We start from the raw sequence: 16,653 nt of genomic DNA, 5'->3' as shown, positions 1-16,653 counted from the left end.
ACGATTGTCAAAACCGCTATGAGGGCTCTCAGCGCGACCGGGAGACGGACGGGAGGCCCGGTGCCAGCTGGCACCGGGCCTCCCGTCATGGAGACGCTCGCGTCTACGGCTTGGTGGCCGCGTCGATCGTGTTCTCGGCGATCGTGTCCTCTTCACGCCCGGGGGTGCGGAGGTTCCACTTCTTGATCACGAAACTGAACAGGAAGTAGTAGACGACCGCGTAGCCGAGGCCGATCGGGATGAGCCAGATCGCCCCGTCCGCCTTGCCGAAGTTCAGCACGTAGTCGATCGCGCCAGCCGAGAACGAGAACCCGTCGTGGATCCCGAGGGCGTTCACCAGGGCGAGCGAGGTACCCGTGAGCACCGCGTGGATCACGTAGAGCGGGAACGCGACGAACATGAACGAGTACTCGAGCGGCTCGGTGATGCCCGTGACGAACGAGGTCAGTGCGGCGGAGATCATGATGCCGCCGACGAGCTTGCGGTTCTGCGGCTTGGCGTTGCGCCAGATCGCGAGGGCACCGGCGGGCAGCGCGAACATCATGATCGGGAAGAAGCCGGTCTGGAAGATGCCGGCGGTCGGGTCGCCGTTGAGGAAGCGTGCGATGTCGCCGTGGTAGATCACGCCGTCCGCGCCGGTGAAGCTGCCGAGCTGGAACCACGGGAAGAAGTTGAGCAGCTGGTGCAGCCCGATCGGGATGAGCATGCGGTTCACGAAGCCGAAGATGCCGCCACCGATCACGGCGTTGTCGGCCACGGCCGTACCCGCCGCGGTCAGCGCGATGTCGAAGTAGCGGTACACGAACGACATCGCGACGGCGATGACGAGACCCGCGACCGCGGTGAGGATGGGGACGAGGCGACGGCCCGAGAAGAACCCGAGGAAGTCGGGCATCTTCGTGCGGTGGAACTTCTCCCACATGACCGCGGAGACGAGCCCCATCACGATGCCGCCGAGCACCCCGAAGTTGATCATCGCCTGGTCGCCGTTGGCGTCCTTCACACCGTCGAGGACGATCGGCGACATCACCTTCCAGACCTCGAACATGACCATGTAGCCGACGACCGCCGCGAGCGCGGTGGTGCCGTCGGACTTCTTCGCCCAGCCGATCGCGATGCCCACCGCGAAGAGCAGCGGCAGCCAGTTGAAGACACCGTTTCCGGCCGCCGAGATGACTCCGGCCCACTGGCCGAAGCCGGGGATCGCCCCGAGGAGGTCGGGCTGGCCGATGCGGAGCAGGATGCCCGCTGCAGGCATGACCGCGATCGGCAGGAGCAGGCTCCGTCCGAGGCGCTGGGCCTGTGCGAACAGCCGTGACTGCTTCTTCGGCTTCTTCTTCTCCGGCACATCCGTGGCAGTGGTGGCGCTCATCGGAGGTCCTCTCGTCATTGGGTGGAGCTGTCGGGGTGAGTTGAGTCGTGCAGCCAGCGCAGGTAACCTCGGCGGTGTCGCCAGGTCCGGTCCTGTCCGGTCATGACCAGTTCCGTAGTCTGATCCGAGAGCGGTCCAGTGTCAACCTGCGACGCAAACCCTTAACGAGGAGGAAACGATGGCCGACATCAAGGCAGCCGACATCATCGCCGCACTCGGCGGTGCCGAGAACATCGAAGAGGTCGAGGGCTGCATCACGCGCCTCCGCGTCGAGGTCGAGGACGGGGACCTGGTCGACAAGGCCGCCCTGCAGGCAGCCGGAGCCCAGGCGGTCATCGGTGGCGGCACCGGCTGGCAGGTCATCGTCGGCACGGTCGCCGACAACCTCGCCCAGGACATCCAGGACGAACTGTGACCGTCGTCCGCACCCCGTTCGGCGGCCCGGTCGTCGCCCTCGCCGACGTGCCCGACCCGGTGTTCGCCGGACAGCTGGTCGGCGCCGGCGTCGCGGTCGACCCGACGGGCGTCGAGGGTGCGATCACCGCGGTGGCCCCGGTCGACGGCACCATCGTCAAGCTGCACCCGCACGCGTTCGCCCTGCAGGGCGCCGCTGGCACCGACGTCCTGGTGCACGTCGGCATCGACACCGTGAAGCTCTCCGGCGAGGGCTTCGAGCTCCTCGCGACCGAGGGCGACACCGTCACCGCCGGTGACCCCGTCGTCCGGTTCACCCCCTCGGTGATCACAGCAGCCGGGTACTCGCCGATCTGCCCGGTCGTCGTGCTCGGTTCGACGCCGGACAGTGTCGACCAGGGGACGGTCGGCACCACGGTGCTCGACGGCGACACCCTCTTCGAGGTCTAGGGCCACTTCCCCCTTCGAGAGCGACTGTGTACTGCGGAACACCCGCAGCGCACAGTCGCTTTCGTGTTGTCGGGCGGACTACGCGACCGCGGGGGTCGCGGTGACCTCCATCTGCACCCGGTAGCGGTCCGATCGGTACCAGCTGCGGGTGTGCTCCACGGGTCGTTCCCCCGCGTACGACACCCGGTCGAACTCGAGGACCGGTGCTCCGGTCTTCGTCCCGAGCAGGGTCGCGACGTCGTCGGCCGCCGGGTTCGCCGCGACGGTCTGCTGCGCGCGGTCGATCGGGGTGCCGTACTCCGTGGCGATGATCGAGTACACCGACCCCGACAGGTCGTGGTCGAGCAGGCCCGGGAACGCGTCGGCTACGAGCCAGGCGTCGTCGATCGACACCGGGGCGCCGTCGGCCATCCGCAGGCGCTTCACGTGGAAGGCCGGCACGTCCGGGTCGATCCGCAGGGCTGCGGCGGTGTCGGCCGGCGGTACCCGCTCTTCGCGCACGAGCACCACGGTGGTCGGCTCGTGCCCCATCGCCCGCATCTCCTCGGTGAACGAGGCGAGGTGCAGCGTCGACTGCACGGGCCGGTGCGCGACGAAGGTGCCCTTGCCGCGGACGCGCTCCAGGTAGCCCTCGTTGACCAGCTGCCCGAGGGCTTCACGCACGGTGATCCGCGAGACGCCGTACTCGGCGATGAGCTGCCGTTCGGACGGGATCGCAGCACCGGGAGCCAGTCGCGTGGTGACGAGGTCGAGCAGGATGCGCCGCAGCTGCTGGTGCTTCGGTTCGGCACCCTCGGTGATGCGGCTCGTCATGCGTCCCTCGTGCTCCGTTGCTGGTCCTGGGGGGTGGTCATGCGCGGACATGACCAGTTCCCATCACAGTAGCGAGTCAGGCCGGGAAGACCAACGTCGGGCGGATCAGAGTCGGTTATACATGAGTTCCACATTCTTGACATCAGTGCTGCGCCGCTGCCACGATCGGTCGAGCCTCATTGGGGGGCACATGGGAGGAAACAGTCATGCACAAGTCCAGAACGAAGATGCTCGTCGGCCTCGGTCTCACCGTCGGCCTGATCACGGGCACTGCGACGGCGGCATCAGCTGCGCAGTTCGAGGTCATGGGATCGGGGTCGGAAGCCGGCGGAGTGGCCGTCGCTGCGTCCGGCGCAAGTGCGAGCGGTGAGACCAGCGGCATCGGTACCGACAACGACGGCGGGGGCGGGAGCTTCTGGCAATGGGGCGTCGGCAAGGACGACACCTGGTCGAACTACTTCCGCGAGAAGCGGTGCCACGGCGCGACCGCGGTCGGCAAGAAGTCGAAGCGCGTCACGAACGTGCCAGGCGGCCGGTACGCGATGGCGATGACACCGAAGGCGCGCAGCGGCAACAAGGCGTACTACCACAACTGCTGAGACCGGGAGCGGGCGGTCCGAGAGACCGTCCGCTCCGGCTCACGCTCGCCGCAAGGGGGACCATGAACATCCGATCGGTGACGCTCGCCTACCTCGTCCCGCCCCTCCTGGCTGCCGTCCTGGGCTTCATCGGCCTGGTGCAGGTCAGCGAAGCCGGCATAGTGGGCGCCTCGTCCGTGGTGACCGCTGCCGCCGGTGCTGAGACCGGATCGAACCAGCGGGTCGCGACCGCACTCGAGCAGGTCGCCGAGGCCGAGCACGCGACGATCGCACGGGTGGTGGCGGACCGCGAAGCTCCGACGACGCGGCGCGTGGCGCTCGTCACCGACGCGCCCTCGAGCCGCGGTGCCGGCTGGCTCCTCGACGGGTACGAGGACTTCACGAGGTCGATGGCCACCACCGTTCGTCCGATGTCGGAACTCGACCAGTTCGACCCAACCGGCTCGTACTCGGTCTTCGGGGACGACGACGCTCGGCGAGCCGTCGTGAGCGCACTGACAGACGCCGGGTACGAGGTCAGCGTGGAGCGCGTGCCGCTCCTGCAACGCATCGGCGTCACCGACGGCTTGGATCAGACCTTGGCCCTGGTCGGAGCACTCGTCTCGGGATGCGTGGCGCTCTGCCTGATGACGACCGTCGGGGCCCCTCGCCGCAGCGCAGTCCGCCGACTGCACGGAGACACCACAGCCGCCATCGTCATCCAGGAGCTGGCTGAGCTCCGGACGGCCGTGCTCGTCATCGCCATCGGAGCACCCGTCGCCGCCATCGGGCTCTGGTTCTACAACGGGCTCGCTTCGGCAGCGACCCTCGCCGCCGCGATCTCGGTGTTCTGCGTGGGGCTGCTCGTTCCGGTCGTCGTCGCGCACACGATCGGCACGGTGGTCGCGTGTCGACAGCCGTTGGCTGGCGCACTTCGGGGCGCTCGACCAGCGGGCGCGCTCCTGCTCGTCGCACAGATCGCACGGGTGCCCGCGCTGCTGTTGCTCGTCGCGGCCGTCTTCGAACTGACCGGGGCGGTGACCACCGCGCGACAGGGAACGGCAGAACGGGATCTTCGGGCGGCCGGCGAAACCGTCCAGCTCTGGGTCACCCCGGATCCGCGCCCGGTCGAGGAGCAGGCCTACTGGGACCGCATCGGCGATTTCGCCGGTGGGGCGCTCGAGCGGCGTGATGCGTTCCTCGCCGCCGCGGTCGAGGTGTCGAGTGGCCGAGGGAAGTCGACGGTTCCTGCGCTCGTCGTCGACCAGGGCTACCTCGACCTGCAGGACGTCCGTTCCGAGGACGGGGCCCGCATCACCACCGACGGCGCGGAGATCGCCGTGTGGATGCCTGCCGACAGTGAGCTCTCCCGCGATCGGCTCGTCGAGGGTCTGACCGACTGGCAGTTGCGGGATGCACCCGACGCCCTCCTCGAGCACGTCACCGGCGGCACGCTGGCCCGCCAGCAGGTCTACTCGTACCCGGACGACGCGTCGTCGCGCGCGTGGCTCGACGATGCCGTGATCGTGGTCGTCCCCGCGCCGGTCGACGTCTTCTCGGCCGATGAACTCGGATCGTGGTTGTCGACCGGAGACGTCGTCTTCACGTCCCGTGCTGCCGCTGAGCGGTCGATCGGCGCGTCGGGCCTCCGCGCCGAGTTCAGCGCGGTCGTCGCGGTGGGTCAGTCTGCGGCGGAACAGGCACGGCACGCAGCGACGACCGTGGCGATCGGGACGGGCACCATGGTCAGCACCCTCGCCGTCAGCGTCATGCTCGGGTTGGTCGCCACGATCGCGCACCGACGCCGTCACGGCCGTGCGCTGTTCGCGAAGTTCACCAGTGGCGTCTCGCCCGTCCGCACCGATGCTGGCCTGCTGACGATCGAAGCCGGTCTGGTCTCGATCTCCGTCATCGCCGTCGTCAACACCTGGTGGTCGCAACGCCCGGACGGGAGCGGTCTCAGATCGTCACTCGACCCGGTCGCGCAGTCGGCCGGAGTCGCCGGGGCGCTCGCGCTCGTGACGCTCGCGGCGGTGAGCGCCACGAGCCTCGTCGTCATGGCCGTCACGGCACGGAGCACTGCACGCAACCGAGGGAACGGATCACGATGATCGAGGTACGGAACGCATCGAAGCGTCGCGGAGGCCGTGCACTGTGGCACGACCTGACGTTCGAGGTGGCAGGCGGAGAGATCGTCGGCTTGGTCGGGCCGAGCGGCTGCGGGAAGTCGACGCTGCTCGACTGTGTCGGGCACGTCGATGCGCTCGACGGCGGCACGATCCGGATCAACGGAGAGTCGGCGGGCTCGAACGAGCGGCGGGCACGACTGATCCGGCGGCGCCACCTCGGGTACCTGTTCCAGGACTTCGGGTTGGTACCCGACATGACGGTCCAGTCGAACGTCGACGTGGTTCGCCTGCCGGACGGACGGCGCAGACACCGAGGCATCCGGACGGGCGAGGCCCTCGACCGTGTCGGTCTGGCTGGACGCGGAACGGACCGCGTCCACGAACTCAGCGGCGGCGAGCAGCAACGCGTCGCGATGGCGCGGCTCCTGGTGAAGCGTCCGTCGGTCATCCTCGCCGATGAACCGACGAGTGCCCTCGACGACGACAACGCGGCGATGGTGCTCGACCTACTGGGCGAGCTGGCGGCTGGCGGAGCGGCCGTCCTGATCGCGACACACTCGTCATCGGTCGAAGCGCGCGCCGCACGGAGCATCACGCTCAGCGGACCCGCTGGCTGACGGGTCAGGCGTTGGCGACGAGCCAGGCGAACTGCTCGTCGGAGAGCAGCCGATCGGTCCAGACCTGCCCCTCGACGCCGGCGGCCGCACGGTTCTGTGCGGCGGGAGCCCCCTGCCACACCAGCGACAGCCCGGCACGACGCAGCACGGCTGCAGAAGCAGGGTTGTTCGTGAGCACGCGGCCGGTCACCGGGACGTCCGGAGCGGTGTCGGCGGCGGCCCGCACGGCAGCGAGGGCGATCTCGGACGCGAAGCCCTGCCCCCATGCCGCGGGCGCCAGGCGGTAGCCGAGGTTCCAGACCCCACCGGCGGTCATGTCGACCCCGCCCACACCGACGAAGGCGTGGTCGGAGGCGCTCCGGACCGCCCAGGACCCGAGGCCGTGGCGTGCACGACCGCCGATCTTGCGCTGCACCATGTCCACGCTCGAGCTCCGCGCCACGTGCCGACCCGTGGGCAGGTGCTGCCACGTGCGGGCGTCCGAGAAGAGCGCGTGCACGTCGTCGATGTCGGCCGGGGTCAGCGGGGTGAGCAGGAGGCGATCCGTTCGGATCTCCTGCGAGGGGGTCAGGAGCTGGTGGACCATGCACCGATCATGCCGCCGACCCCCGACATCCGTGTGAACACCACGCGACGTTTGCGGAAGCCCGCAGATGGTGAGCAGGAATGGTCGAGTGGCTCGAAGCAACCCGACCACTTCTGCTCACGAAGCGGAACGACCGACGCTAGTCGAGCAGGAGCGCGGGCTCCTCGAGCACCGAGGCGACGTCGTGCACGAAGCGGGACGCCACGTCACCGTCGACGACCCGGTGGTCGAACGAGGCACCGATGGTCGTCACCATGCGCGAGCGGACCTCGCCGTCGACGACCCACGGCTTCGGCTTGATCGTGCCCATGGCGACGATCGCGACCTCGCCGGGGTTGAGGATCGGGGTCCCGGTGTCCATGCCGAACACGCCGATGTTCGTGATCGACACGGTGCCGTTCGCCATCTGCTTCGGCGTGGTCTTGCCGTCGCGGGCGGTCAGGGTGAGTTCCTCGAGCGCCTGCGCCAGCTCGAGCAGCGACATGTCCTGCGCGTCCTTGATGTTCGGCACGATGAGCCCGCGCGGGGTCGCCGCGGCGATGCCGAGGTTCACGAAGTGGTGGACGATGATCTCGCGGTCGGTCCAGGTCGAGTTCACCGAGCGGTTCCGGCGGACGGCCCAGATGACGGCCTTCGCAACGATGAGCAGCGGCGAGACCTTGACGCCGGCGAACGTCGGCGAGGCCTTGAGGCGCTTGACGAACTCCATCGTGTGGGTCGCGTCGACGTCGACGAACAGCGACACGTGCGGTGCCGTGAACGCGGACGTGGTCATCGCGGTGGCGATGGCCTTGCGGACGCCCTTGACCGGGATCGTCTCGCTGCGGACCTCACCCCACTCGGGCGTCTCGATGTTCCGGAAGACGCTGGCCTGCTTCGCGTGCCGGATGACGTCGTCGCGGGTGACCTCGCCGGCCAGACCGGTCGCGACGATCTCGGTCAGTTCGACGCCGAGGTCCTTCGCGAGCTTCCGGATCGGCGGCTTCGCCAGCACGTTGGTCGCGGTGCTCTGCTTGTGCGCGGAGCCCGTGCCGAGGGCGCTGATCGCCTCGGCGGTGCTCTCCTCGCCCGGGTCGACGGAGGCTTCGGCCGCCGCGGCGGTGTCCACACTGGAGGCGCGGCTCGCCTCGGCCGCGAGCGCTGCGGCCCGGCGGGCGCCCGGCTTGCGACGGGAGGGCGACGAGGTCGCCGAGCCGTAGCCGACGAGGACGGCACCGGAGGACTCGTCGGTGCCCTGGACGGTCGCGTCGACGGCGACCGGCTGCACCGGCGCCGCCGGTGCAGGGGCAGCAGCGGGGGTCGGCGCCGCTGCGACCGGAGCGGGGGCAGCAGCGCGCGCCGGAGCGGGCGGGGTCTGCGCGACCGGGGCCGACGGGGCGGCAAGGGCCGGCGGGGTGGACGCGACCACGGGCGAGACCGGGGCGGTCTGGGCGACGGGTGCCGCGCCTCCAGGCTGTTCCGCAGGCGGCGTGAGGGCCGCACCGGAGGCGACCGACGCGTCCGAGTCGACGCGGATGATCGGCTTGCCGACCTCGACCGTGTCTCCCTCGGACACGAGCAGACCCGTGACGGTACCGGCGAACGGCGACGGCAGCTCGACGAGCGACTTCGCGGTCTCGATCTCGACGAGCACCTGGTCGACGGCGATCTCGTCCCCGATCGCGACGCGCCACTGCACGATCTCGGCCTCGGTGAGACCTTCACCCACGTCGGGCAGGGGGAATTCGGCGGCGGCCACTACGGCTCCTTCGCGGATCTGGTCGTGCTCGGTCGGACGGGTCAGTAGGCGAGGGCGCGGTCGACGGCCTCGAGGATGCGGTCGGCATCCGGCAGGTGCAGGTGCTCGAGCTTCGAGACCGGGAACGGCACGTCGAAGCCGGAGACCCGCAGCGGCGGTGCCTGCATCGTGTAGAACGCCCGCTCGGCGACGGTCGCGGCGATCTCGCTGCCGACGCTGACGAAGCCGGAGGCCTCTTGTGCGATGACCAGGCGACCGGTCTTGCGGACGGAGGCGAGCAGCGGCTCCCAGTCGATCGGCGAGATCGAGCGGAGGTCGATGACCTCGCAGCTGGTGCCCTCGGCCTCGGCGATGTCCGCCGCCTGCATCAGGGTGGCGACCATGGCGCCGTGCCCGACCAGGGTGACCTCGGTGCCGGTGCGGGCGACGCGGGTGGTGTGCATCGGGACGTGGCCGTCGACCAGGTCCACCTGGCCCTTGGGCCAGTAGCGGGACTTCGGCTCGAGGAAGACCACCGGGTCCTTCGACGCGATGGCCTCCTGGATCATCCAGTAGGCGTCGTTCGGGGTGCTCGGGCTGACGACCCGCAGACCCGGGGTGTGCGCGAAGTACGCCTCGGGGGACTCCTGGTGGTGCTCCACGGCGCCGATGTGGCCGCCGTAGGGGATGCGGATGACGACGGGCAGCGACATGTGTGCCGGCAGGCGGTTCGCCATCTTCGCGAGCTGCGAGGTGATCTGGTCGAACCCGGGCCACACGAAGCCGTCGAACTGGATCTCGACGACCGGGCGGTAGCCGCGCAGGGCGAGGCCGATCGCGGTGCCGATGATGCCGGCCTCGGCGAGCGGGGTGTCCCGCACACGCTCGGCGCCGAAACGGTCCTGCAGGCCCTCGGTGATGCGGAAGACGCCGCCCAGCTGGCCGATGTCCTCGCCCATCAGCAGGACCTTGTCGTCCGCTTCCATGGCCGCGGCGAGCCCGGCGTTGAGGGCCTTGGCCATCGGCAGGGTCGGGGTGGGGTCGCTCGGGACCTCACCGGCGCCCGGGTGGGAGCGCAGGGTGTAGTCGAAGAGCTGCTCGGTGGTGCTCATGCGTGGGCGCCCCCTTCGAAGCCGGCCTCGTACTGGGCGAGCCAGGCCTTCTGCTCGGTGATCCGCGGGTGCGGTTCGCGGTACACGTTGTCGAACATGACGTCGACGGACGGTGCGGTCAGGGCGACGGTGCGGCGTCGGACGTCGGCGGCGATGTCCTCGCCCTCTTCGTCGAACGCGGCGAACTGCTCGTCCGTCGCACCCTTCGAGCGCAGGTACGCCTCGGACCGGACGATCGGGTCGCGCAGGACCCACTCCTCGAGCTCGCCGTCGGCGCGGTACCGGCTCGGGTCGTCGGAGCTGGTGTGCGCACCGATGCGGTAGGTGTCGGCCTCGATGAAGGCCGGGCCCTGGCCGCTGCGGGCGTGCTCGGTCGCGACGACCGAGGCCGTGTAGGAGGCGAGGATGTCGTTGCCGTCGATCAGGACGCTCGGGATCCCGAAGCCGCGCGGGCGGTCGACGAGCGGCGTCGGAGACTGCACCGACACCGGCACCGAGATGGCCCAGTGGTTGTTCTGCAGGAAGAAGACCACCGGCGCCTTGGTCGACGCGGAGAACACGAAGGCCTCGTTCACGTCGCCCTGGCTGGTGGCGCCGTCGCCGAAGTAGACGATCGAGCAGGCGTCGCGGTCCGGGTCGCCCGTGCCGACGTCGCCGTCGAGCTTCTGGCCGAGCGCGTACCCGGTGGCGTGCAGGGTCTGCGAGCCGATCACCAGGGTGGAGATGTGCGTGTTGCCGCGCTGGTCCGGGTCCCACCCGCCGTGGGTCTGCCCGCGGTACATCGCGATGATCTCCATCGGCTCGACGCCGCGGTGCATCGTGACGGCGTGCTCGCGGTAGGACGGGAACACGTGGTCCTGGGCGCGCAGGGCGAAGGCCGAGCCGGTCTGTGCCGCCTCTTGCCCGTGGCTGGGCACCCACAGGCCGAGCTGCCCGGTGCGCTGGAGGTTGTGGCCGGCGTGGTCGAACCGACGGGTGAGCACCATGCGGCGGTGCATCGCCAGCAGGGTCTCGTCGGGGATCGCCCGCGCGGCGGCGGCGAACTCGGCGTTCTCGTCGGTCTCCACGAACCGACCCTCGGGGTCGAGGAGCCGGACGGTGGTCGTCGCGGGAGCCGCGGCGCGGAATGACATGCGGGCCAGCGTAGCGCCAGGCACTAGTCGGCCACCTGGAGGTCCCCCACAAGTGAGCGGGCTGTTTGGAGGAGCGTTTCCACAGCTTCGTGCTCGCCGATCGAGATGCGGATGCCCTCTGGCGGGAAGGCCCGGACGATGATGCCGGCGTCCTCGAACGCGGCCGCCGCGGTGGCCGTCCGCTCGCCCGTCGGCAGCCAGAGGAAGTTGCCCTGGGCGTCCGGGACGTCCCAGCCCTGGGCCCGGAGCTCGACGACGATCCGGTCGCGCAGGGTGGCGATCTCGGTCACGCGTCCGAGCAGTTCGGCCTCGCGTTCCAGGCTGGCGAGCGCCGCCGCCTGGCCCTGGGCGGTCACGGACAGCGGGATGGCGCAGGCCCGGACGGCGTCGAGCACGTAGTCCGGACCGAGCGCGTAGCCCACCCGGAGCCCGGCGAGCCCGTACGCCTTCGAGAAGGTACGGAGGACCACGAGGTTGGGGTGCGCGGCGAGCAGCGGGTGACCGTGCACGGCGGCCTCGTCGGTCACGAACTCGGCGTATGCCTCGTCGAGCACGACCAGCACCGACTGCGGCACCGCGGCCATGAACGCGTCGAACTCCGCGGCGGTCACGATCGGCCCCGTCGGGTTGTTCGGCGAGCAGACGAGCACCATGCGGGTGCGTTCGGTGACGGCCGCGGCCATCGCGTCGAGGTCGTGCCCGCCGTCGGCGCGGTTCGGCACCTGCACGCTCGTGGCGCCGGCGACCGTGACGACCCCGGGGTACGCCTCGAACGAGCGCCAGGCGTAGACGATCTCGTCGCCCGGGCCGGAGGTCGCGCGGGCGAGCTCGTGCAGGATCGCGACACTGCCCGGGGCGACGTGCACCTGCTCGGCGGTCAGCCCGAAGCGGTTGGCCAGCACGGCACGCAGGGCGAGGGCGGTGGCGTCGGGGTAGCGGTTGTACGAGGTCTGGGCCTGCACGGCCTCGACGACCCCGGGGAGCGGCGGGAACGGGTTCTCGTTGCTCGACAGCTTGAAGGCGGAGTCAGACGCCTGTCGCCCCTGCTTGTACGCGGGGAGGACGGCCACCTCGGGCCGGATGTGCACACGCTGCTCGCTCACGGGTCCAGGCTACCGGCAGGCCCACGGGACCCACGAGGGGAACGAGGGCATCATGGGCGCATGCGATTCCTCGTCCGCCTCGTCGTCAACGCCCTCGCGCTCTGGCTCACCACGCTCATCGTCAGCGGCGTCTCCGTGACGCCGTTCGGCGACGGCGGGACCACTGCGACCGTCCTCACCTTCCTGCTCGTGGCGTTCGTGTTCGGTCTCGTGAACGCGGTGATCGGCACGGTCATCCGGATCGTGGCGTTCCCGATCTACATCCTCACGCTCGGGCTCATCTCGTTCGTCGTGAACGCGATCCTCCTGCTCATCGTCGCGGGCATCTCGGACGCGTTCGGCTTCGGGCTCGAGGTCGACTCCTTCGGCTGGGGCATCGTCGGTGCCTTCGTGCTCGCGGTCTTCGCCTGGCTGATCGGGCTCTTCGCCCGCCCGGTGCTCAACCGCCAGCGGGCGTGACCCCGGCGGACCTCGCGGAGGACCCCGCCCTGCGTCATGATGTGCTCATGACCCAGGACGTCGACGCCCCGTTCCGCGTCTCGTTCGTCTGCAGCGGCAACATCTGCCGCTCCCCCATGGCCGGGGTCGTGTTCGCGCAGATCGCCGCGGACGCCGGCTTGGCTGACCGGTTCCAGGTGGAGTCGGCCGGCACCGGTGACTGGCACGTCGGCGAACCCGCCGACGAGCGCACGATCGCAGCGCTGGCGGCGCGCGGATACGATGGCAGCAGGCATCGCGCCCGTCAGTTCGACCCGGACCGGTTCCCGGACCTCGACCTGGTGGTCGCACTCGACCGCTCCCACGAGCGCATCCTGCGTTCGTGGGCCCCGACCATGGACGACTCCGCCAAGGTGACGCTCCTGTTGCGGTACGACGCCGCCTGGCCCCAGCAGGCCGACGTGCCGGATCCGTATTACGCGGACCGGCACGAGTTCGACCGAGTGCTCTCGACCGTCGAACGGGCCTGCCGGGCGCTCTTCCACCAGCTCGAGCCGGCAGTCCGTCAGGGAGCCCCATGACCCCCCTTCCCCCGCAGCCGATCAGCCCGCTCGACGGGCGCTACTACCCGATCGTGCACACGGTGGGCGAGCACCTCTCCGAGGCCGGCCTCAACCGCGCGCGCATCGTGGTCGAGGTCGAGTGGCTCATCTTCCTGACCGACCACGCGATGTTCACCACCTCGCCGCTCAGCGTCGACGACAAGGCAGCACTGCGCCGGATCGTCGAGACCTTCGGCCAGGACCAGATCGCGGAGCTCGCCGAGATCGAGGCGACGACCCGTCACGACGTCAAGGCCGTCGAGTACTTCGTGCGCCGCCGACTGTCCGAGCTCGGGCTCGACGCGATCGCCGAGCTCACCCACTTCGCCGCCACGAGCGAGGACGTCAACAACCTGTCCTACGCACTCACCGTGCGGGACACCGTCGACCAGGTCTGGCTCCCCGGCTTCCGTGCCGTGCTCGAGAAGCTCCGGACGCTCGCCGTCGAGCTGAAGAGCGTGCCGATGCTCTCGCACACCCACGGTCAGCCGGCCACCCCGACGACGCTCGGCAAGGAGCTCGCGGTCGTCGTCTACCGACTCGAGCGCGTGCTCGCCCAGATCGAGGGCGGCGAGTACCTCGGTAAGTTCTCCGGCGCGACCGGCACCTTCTCGGCGCACCTCGCCGCCGACCCCGAGGCCGACTGGCCCGCGCTGTCCCGCGAGTTCGTCGAGGGCCTCGGCCTGACGTGGAACCCGCTCACCACGCAGATCGAGTCGCACGACTGGCAGGCCGAGCTCTACGACCGGGTGCGTCACGCCAACCGGATCCTGCACAACCTGGCCACCGACGTGTGGACCTACATCTCGATGGGGTACTTCACGCAGATCCCCGTGGCGGGTGCCACCGGGTCGTCGACGATGCCCCACAAGATCAACCCGATCAAGTTCGAGAACGCCGAGGCGAACCTCGAGATCTCGTCGGCGCTCTTCTCGACGCTGTCCGAGACCCTCGTGACGAGCCGACTGCAGCGCGACCTGACCGACTCCACCACGCAGCGGAACATCGGCGTCGCGTTCGGGCACTCGCTGCTCGCGCTCGACAACCTGCGCCGCGGACTGGGCGAGATCGCCGTGAACGAGGCCAAGCTCGCCGACGACCTCGACCACAACTGGGAGGTCCTCGCCGAGGCCATCCAGACGGTCATCCGTGCCGAGGTCACCGCCGGGCAGTCGAACATCGAGGACCCCTACGCGATGCTCAAGGAGCTCACGCGGGGGAAGCGGGTGAGCCAGCGGGACCTCATCGTGTTCGTGAACCGTCTGGACATCTCCGACGGCGCGAAGGCCCGGCTGACCAACCTGACGCCGGCGACCTACACGGGCCTGGCGGACGAGCTGGTCGACCACCTCGACGTCTGAGCACGACGGACCGGCGGCCGGACGGTCGTCGGTCCGTCATCGGATCCGCGTCCGGGGGTGCGGAATCCTGAGCGGTTCGATAGGTTCGTATCGCTGAGTACATCTCAGCACGGGGGGCGTCGCAGTGGATGCACCCTGTCCACTGACCGGATGGATCTCCACACCGTGCTTCGTTCTCGCATCACCGCGGCCGCCGTCGGCGCCACCGTGCTCGGCGTCTCCGCCGCCCTCGTCCCGACGGTCTCGACCGCCCTGGTGACGAGCACCGCTGCTTCGGCCATCGTCACCTGGACCGACTCGGCCGACGACTTCACCGCCGCGCCGACCGGCACCTTCCCGCTGACCGACCAGTGGTACTGGGCGTCCGTGACCGACCTGGACGGTGGCGGTTCGATCACCGACCACGCCACGCTGGACGAGGACGGCCTGTCCGTCTCCGAGGGCGAGGCCGTCGGCCTGGTCCGCGGCCTGAACAAGCCCGTGCCCGCGAGCAGCGTCCCCGCCCTCGCCGCCGGCATCAGCATGACGACCACCGGCGCGACGAGCTTCGGTCTCGCGGTCCAGGAGGGCGGCGACACCAGCGCGCAGACCGTGGTCTTCGCCACGGACGCGCCCGAGACCGGTGACGGCGTCGGCATCTCCGACGGCACCAGCAACTGGATCGACCCCGCGACCGGCGAGGTCGAGTCGACGACGGAGCTCACGGCCGACCTCGAGGCCGCCGACGCGCAGGTCGTCGGGTACGTCGTCTACGTCGGCATCGACGTCGCCGCCGACACCACGGCCCCGCCGACGCCCGAGCCGACCGAGACGCCCGCTCCGACCGACGAGCCCACCCCGGCCCCGACCGTCGACGGCACCCCGGCACCGAGCGCGCTGCCCAGCAGCGAGCTGAAGAGCCTCGCCGCCCCGCTCGAGGCGAACGGTCAGTCGCTCGCCGCCGACGCCAGCGGTTCGATCTCCGCGCTCCGCGTCGACGACACCACGACCTACTTCACGCCGCAGCCCACCGCGGCCGCCGAGCTCCTCACCCCGACGGCCACGCTGACCGAGGCCACCACCACCGGAGTCCGCATCCAGGGCTCGGGCTTCGCTCCGAACGAGCTCGTCGGCGCCGGAGTCGGCACCGGCGCACAGGGCACCGACATCCCCGGGGTCGCGTTCCGCGCCGACGCCGACGGCAACGTCTCCGGCACCATCGTCCTGCCCGCCGACTTCGTGAACACCGCCGGCGCGTACAGCGTCGGTCTCGTCGGCGCCTCGTCGGCGCAGGCCGCGCAGGCCGCGCTCACCGTCACGGCCGACCCGGCCGCTGCCGGTGACCCGGGCACGGCACCGGTCGCCGTCCCGGTGCCCGGAACGGCGAACTTCACGGGCTGATCTTGCCGATCCTCCCGACCGAGCCACGGCGGCGTGCGACTGTGATCGCCGCCGCCGTGGCGGTCGTCTGTGCGGGGGCCGTCGCGTTCGTCGCGCTCGGTCCCCTGTCAGCCGCGCCCGCCCCGACACCGACCCGGTCCGTCGCGGCGCCGACGCCCACCCCGACGACGACACCGGAGCCGACCCGGTCGGCAGCACCCGTCGACGCGCTCGACGCCCCGGCCAGCACCACGGTCGCCGCCGTGACCGGCGCGTCCGTCCCGGTCAGCGCGAGCGCGGGCGGCACAGCGACACAGACCCTCGAGAACCCGCAGGCGTCCGGTGCCCCGCTCGTCTTCCGGGTCGTCGACCAGCAGGACGGCTGGGCGGAGGTGCAGCTCGCACAGCGCCCGAACGGCAGCACCGGCTGGGTGCCGACCAGCGCCGTCACCCTGACCGAGGACCCGTACGCGATCGTCGTCACCCGCTCGACGAAGACGCTCGACCTGTACAAGGACGGCAAGGTCGTCGACAGCTACCCCGTCGCCACCGGCACCGGCGGCACACCGTCACCGACCGGCCGGTTCGCGCTGACCGAGCTGCTCGCACCGACCAACGAGGGCTACGGCCCGTACGCGTACGGCACGACGGCGTTCTCGGACGTGCTCAACTCGTTCGGTGGTGGCCCTGGCCAGATCGGGCTGCACGGCACGGAGGACACGTCGAGCATCGGCACCGCCGCCTCGCACGGCTGCATCCGCATGCACAACGACGACATCACGGCGCTGGCGGAGCGCCTGCCGCTCGGCACGCCGTTCCAGGTGCGCTGACGTTCCAGGTGCGCTGACAGGCGGCCTGGAGGCACGGCG

Annotated in this window: 17 protein-coding genes; 10 read left to right on the top strand and 7 right to left on the bottom strand. The window is 70.3% G+C overall.

Translation table 11 applies throughout. The features are described 5' to 3' along the window. Window positions 1-103: 103 nt before the first annotated feature. The gene (locus DEJ11_RS02045; RefSeq protein WP_071246249.1) at window positions 104-1,372 is read right to left on the bottom strand and encodes a PTS transporter subunit EIIC; all 1,269 of its coding nucleotides are present in this window, start codon (window positions 1,370-1,372) and stop codon (window positions 104-106) included. 178 nt (window positions 1,373-1,550) lie between these two features. On the opposite strand from DEJ11_RS02045, the gene DEJ11_RS02040 reads away from it, so the two are divergent. Continuing rightward, a complete protein-coding gene (locus tag DEJ11_RS02040) occupies window positions 1,551-1,787 on the top strand; it encodes a PTS sugar transporter subunit IIB (RefSeq protein WP_027464959.1) in 237 nt (78 codons plus the stop codon). After that, complete coding sequence (locus DEJ11_RS02035) at window positions 1,784-2,236, top strand: PTS sugar transporter subunit IIA (protein WP_111104986.1); 453 nt, start codon at window positions 1,784-1,786, stop codon at window positions 2,234-2,236. Before DEJ11_RS02040 ends, DEJ11_RS02035 begins: the two co-directional genes overlap by 4 nt. A 78-nt stretch (window positions 2,237-2,314) precedes the next feature. Here DEJ11_RS02035 and DEJ11_RS02030 read toward each other — a convergent pair whose 3' ends face one another. Next, window positions 2,315-3,049 carry a GntR family transcriptional regulator gene (locus DEJ11_RS02030; RefSeq protein ID WP_017886466.1) on the bottom strand — a complete coding sequence of 245 codons (735 nt, stop codon included), beginning with the start codon at window positions 3,047-3,049 and terminating at the stop codon, window positions 2,315-2,317. Between the two features lie 206 nt (window positions 3,050-3,255). Between DEJ11_RS02030 and DEJ11_RS02025 the strand changes: the two genes are divergently transcribed. From DEJ11_RS02025 to DEJ11_RS02015, 3 genes are all read left to right on the top strand, one after another. Then, the gene (locus DEJ11_RS02025) at window positions 3,256-3,648 is read left to right on the top strand and encodes a lactococcin 972 family bacteriocin (RefSeq protein WP_111104989.1); all 393 of its coding nucleotides are present in this window, start codon (window positions 3,256-3,258) and stop codon (window positions 3,646-3,648) included. Window positions 3,649-3,710: 62 nt separating this feature from the next. After that, window positions 3,711-5,738: a bacteriocin-associated integral membrane family protein gene (locus DEJ11_RS02020; protein ID WP_111104991.1), complete on the top strand. Its 2,028-nt coding sequence runs from the start codon at window positions 3,711-3,713 to the stop codon at window positions 5,736-5,738. Next, window positions 5,735-6,373 (top strand): ABC transporter ATP-binding protein, encoded by a 639-nt coding sequence (locus DEJ11_RS02015; RefSeq protein ID WP_111104993.1) that lies wholly within the window; start codon window positions 5,735-5,737, stop codon window positions 6,371-6,373. The genes DEJ11_RS02020 and DEJ11_RS02015 overlap by 4 nt, the downstream gene beginning before the upstream one ends. Window positions 6,374-6,377: 4 nt before the next feature. On the opposite strand, the gene DEJ11_RS02010 is transcribed toward DEJ11_RS02015, so the two are convergent. From DEJ11_RS02010 to DEJ11_RS01990, 5 genes are all read right to left on the bottom strand, one after another. After that, the gene (locus DEJ11_RS02010) at window positions 6,378-6,959 is read right to left on the bottom strand and encodes a GNAT family N-acetyltransferase (protein ID WP_111030920.1); all 582 of its coding nucleotides are present in this window, start codon (window positions 6,957-6,959) and stop codon (window positions 6,378-6,380) included. Between the two features lie 139 nt (window positions 6,960-7,098). Continuing rightward, on the bottom strand, window positions 7,099-8,697 hold the full coding sequence (locus tag DEJ11_RS02005) for a dihydrolipoamide acetyltransferase family protein (protein ID WP_111104995.1): 1,599 nt from the start codon (window positions 8,695-8,697) through the stop codon (window positions 7,099-7,101). A 41-nt stretch (window positions 8,698-8,738) separates the two neighbouring features. After that, on the bottom strand, window positions 8,739-9,698 hold the full coding sequence (locus tag DEJ11_RS02000; RefSeq protein ID WP_110864996.1) for an alpha-ketoacid dehydrogenase subunit beta: 960 nt from the start codon (window positions 9,696-9,698) through the stop codon (window positions 8,739-8,741). 86 nt (window positions 9,699-9,784) lie between these two features. Beyond that, complete coding sequence (locus DEJ11_RS01995; RefSeq protein WP_071404900.1) at window positions 9,785-10,921, bottom strand: thiamine pyrophosphate-dependent dehydrogenase E1 component subunit alpha; 1,137 nt, start codon at window positions 10,919-10,921, stop codon at window positions 9,785-9,787. 23 nt (window positions 10,922-10,944) lie between these two features. Further along, window positions 10,945-12,024 (bottom strand): histidinol-phosphate transaminase, encoded by a 1,080-nt coding sequence (locus tag DEJ11_RS01990; protein ID WP_071404899.1) that lies wholly within the window; start codon window positions 12,022-12,024, stop codon window positions 10,945-10,947. 60 nt (window positions 12,025-12,084) lie between these two features. Here DEJ11_RS01990 and DEJ11_RS01985 point away from each other — a divergent pair, with 60 nt between their 5' ends. The 5 genes from DEJ11_RS01985 (at window position 12,085) to DEJ11_RS01965 (ending at window position 16,614) form a co-directional block, all read left to right on the top strand. Continuing rightward, window positions 12,085-12,483: a phage holin family protein gene (locus DEJ11_RS01985; protein ID WP_027464967.1), complete on the top strand. Its 399-nt coding sequence runs from the start codon at window positions 12,085-12,087 to the stop codon at window positions 12,481-12,483. 47 nt (window positions 12,484-12,530) lie between these two features. Further along, window positions 12,531-13,043 (top strand): low molecular weight protein-tyrosine-phosphatase, encoded by a 513-nt coding sequence (locus DEJ11_RS01980; protein ID WP_017886476.1) that lies wholly within the window; start codon window positions 12,531-12,533, stop codon window positions 13,041-13,043. Next, on the top strand, window positions 13,040-14,425 hold the full coding sequence (gene purB, locus DEJ11_RS01975; protein WP_111104997.1) for an adenylosuccinate lyase: 1,386 nt from the start codon (window positions 13,040-13,042) through the stop codon (window positions 14,423-14,425). The genes DEJ11_RS01980 and purB overlap by 4 nt, the downstream gene beginning before the upstream one ends. 150 nt (window positions 14,426-14,575) lie before the next feature. Further along, entirely contained in the window at window positions 14,576-15,805 is a 1,230-nt protein-coding gene (locus DEJ11_RS01970; RefSeq protein WP_111104999.1) for a hypothetical protein, read from the top strand. Between the two features lie 2 nt (window positions 15,806-15,807). Then, window positions 15,808-16,614 carry a L,D-transpeptidase family protein gene (locus tag DEJ11_RS01965; RefSeq protein ID WP_258375536.1) on the top strand — a complete coding sequence of 269 codons (807 nt, stop codon included), beginning with the start codon at window positions 15,808-15,810 and terminating at the stop codon, window positions 16,612-16,614. Window positions 16,615-16,653: the final 39 nt, after the last annotated feature.

The organism is Curtobacterium sp. MCLR17_058 (genome assembly GCF_003234705.2).
GTDB classification, from domain to species: Bacteria; Actinomycetota; Actinomycetes; order Actinomycetales; family Microbacteriaceae; genus Curtobacterium; species Curtobacterium flaccumfaciens.
The sequence above is the reverse complement of the archived record's forward strand: the minus strand, read 5'-3'. Positions and strand labels throughout refer to the sequence as shown.

What these genes read in the sequence shown, in the direction of transcription:
- DEJ11_RS02015 (WP_111104993.1), top strand. Translation starts at nt 5,735, where the DNA reads ATGATCGAGGTACGGAACGCATCGAAGCGTCGCGGAGGCCGTGCACTG.
- purB (WP_111104997.1), top strand. Translation starts at nt 13,040, where the DNA reads ATGACCCCCCTTCCCCCGCAGCCGATCAGCCCGCTCGACGGGCGCTAC.
- DEJ11_RS01995 (WP_071404900.1), bottom strand. Translation starts at nt 10,921, where the DNA reads ATGTCATTCCGCGCCGCGGCTCCCGCGACGACCACCGTCCGGCTCCTC.
- DEJ11_RS02000 (WP_110864996.1), bottom strand. Translation starts at nt 9,698, where the DNA reads ATGGCCAAGGCCCTCAACGCCGGGCTCGCCGCGGCCATGGAAGCGGAC.
- DEJ11_RS01970 (WP_111104999.1), top strand. Translation starts at nt 14,576, where the DNA reads ATGGATCTCCACACCGTGCTTCGTTCTCGCATCACCGCGGCCGCCGTC.
- DEJ11_RS02010 (WP_111030920.1), bottom strand. Translation starts at nt 6,959, where the DNA reads ATGGTCCACCAGCTCCTGACCCCCTCGCAGGAGATCCGAACGGATCGC.
- DEJ11_RS01985 (WP_027464967.1), top strand. Translation starts at nt 12,085, where the DNA reads ATGCGATTCCTCGTCCGCCTCGTCGTCAACGCCCTCGCGCTCTGGCTC.
- DEJ11_RS02030 (WP_017886466.1), bottom strand. Translation starts at nt 3,049, where the DNA reads ATGACGAGCCGCATCACCGAGGGTGCCGAACCGAAGCACCAGCAGCTG.
- DEJ11_RS02040 (WP_027464959.1), top strand. Translation starts at nt 1,551, where the DNA reads ATGGCCGACATCAAGGCAGCCGACATCATCGCCGCACTCGGCGGTGCC.
- DEJ11_RS02020 (WP_111104991.1), top strand. Translation starts at nt 3,711, where the DNA reads ATGAACATCCGATCGGTGACGCTCGCCTACCTCGTCCCGCCCCTCCTG.
- DEJ11_RS01980 (WP_017886476.1), top strand. Translation starts at nt 12,531, where the DNA reads ATGACCCAGGACGTCGACGCCCCGTTCCGCGTCTCGTTCGTCTGCAGC.
- DEJ11_RS02045 (WP_071246249.1), bottom strand. Translation starts at nt 1,372, where the DNA reads ATGAGCGCCACCACTGCCACGGATGTGCCGGAGAAGAAGAAGCCGAAG.
- DEJ11_RS02025 (WP_111104989.1), top strand. Translation starts at nt 3,256, where the DNA reads ATGCACAAGTCCAGAACGAAGATGCTCGTCGGCCTCGGTCTCACCGTC.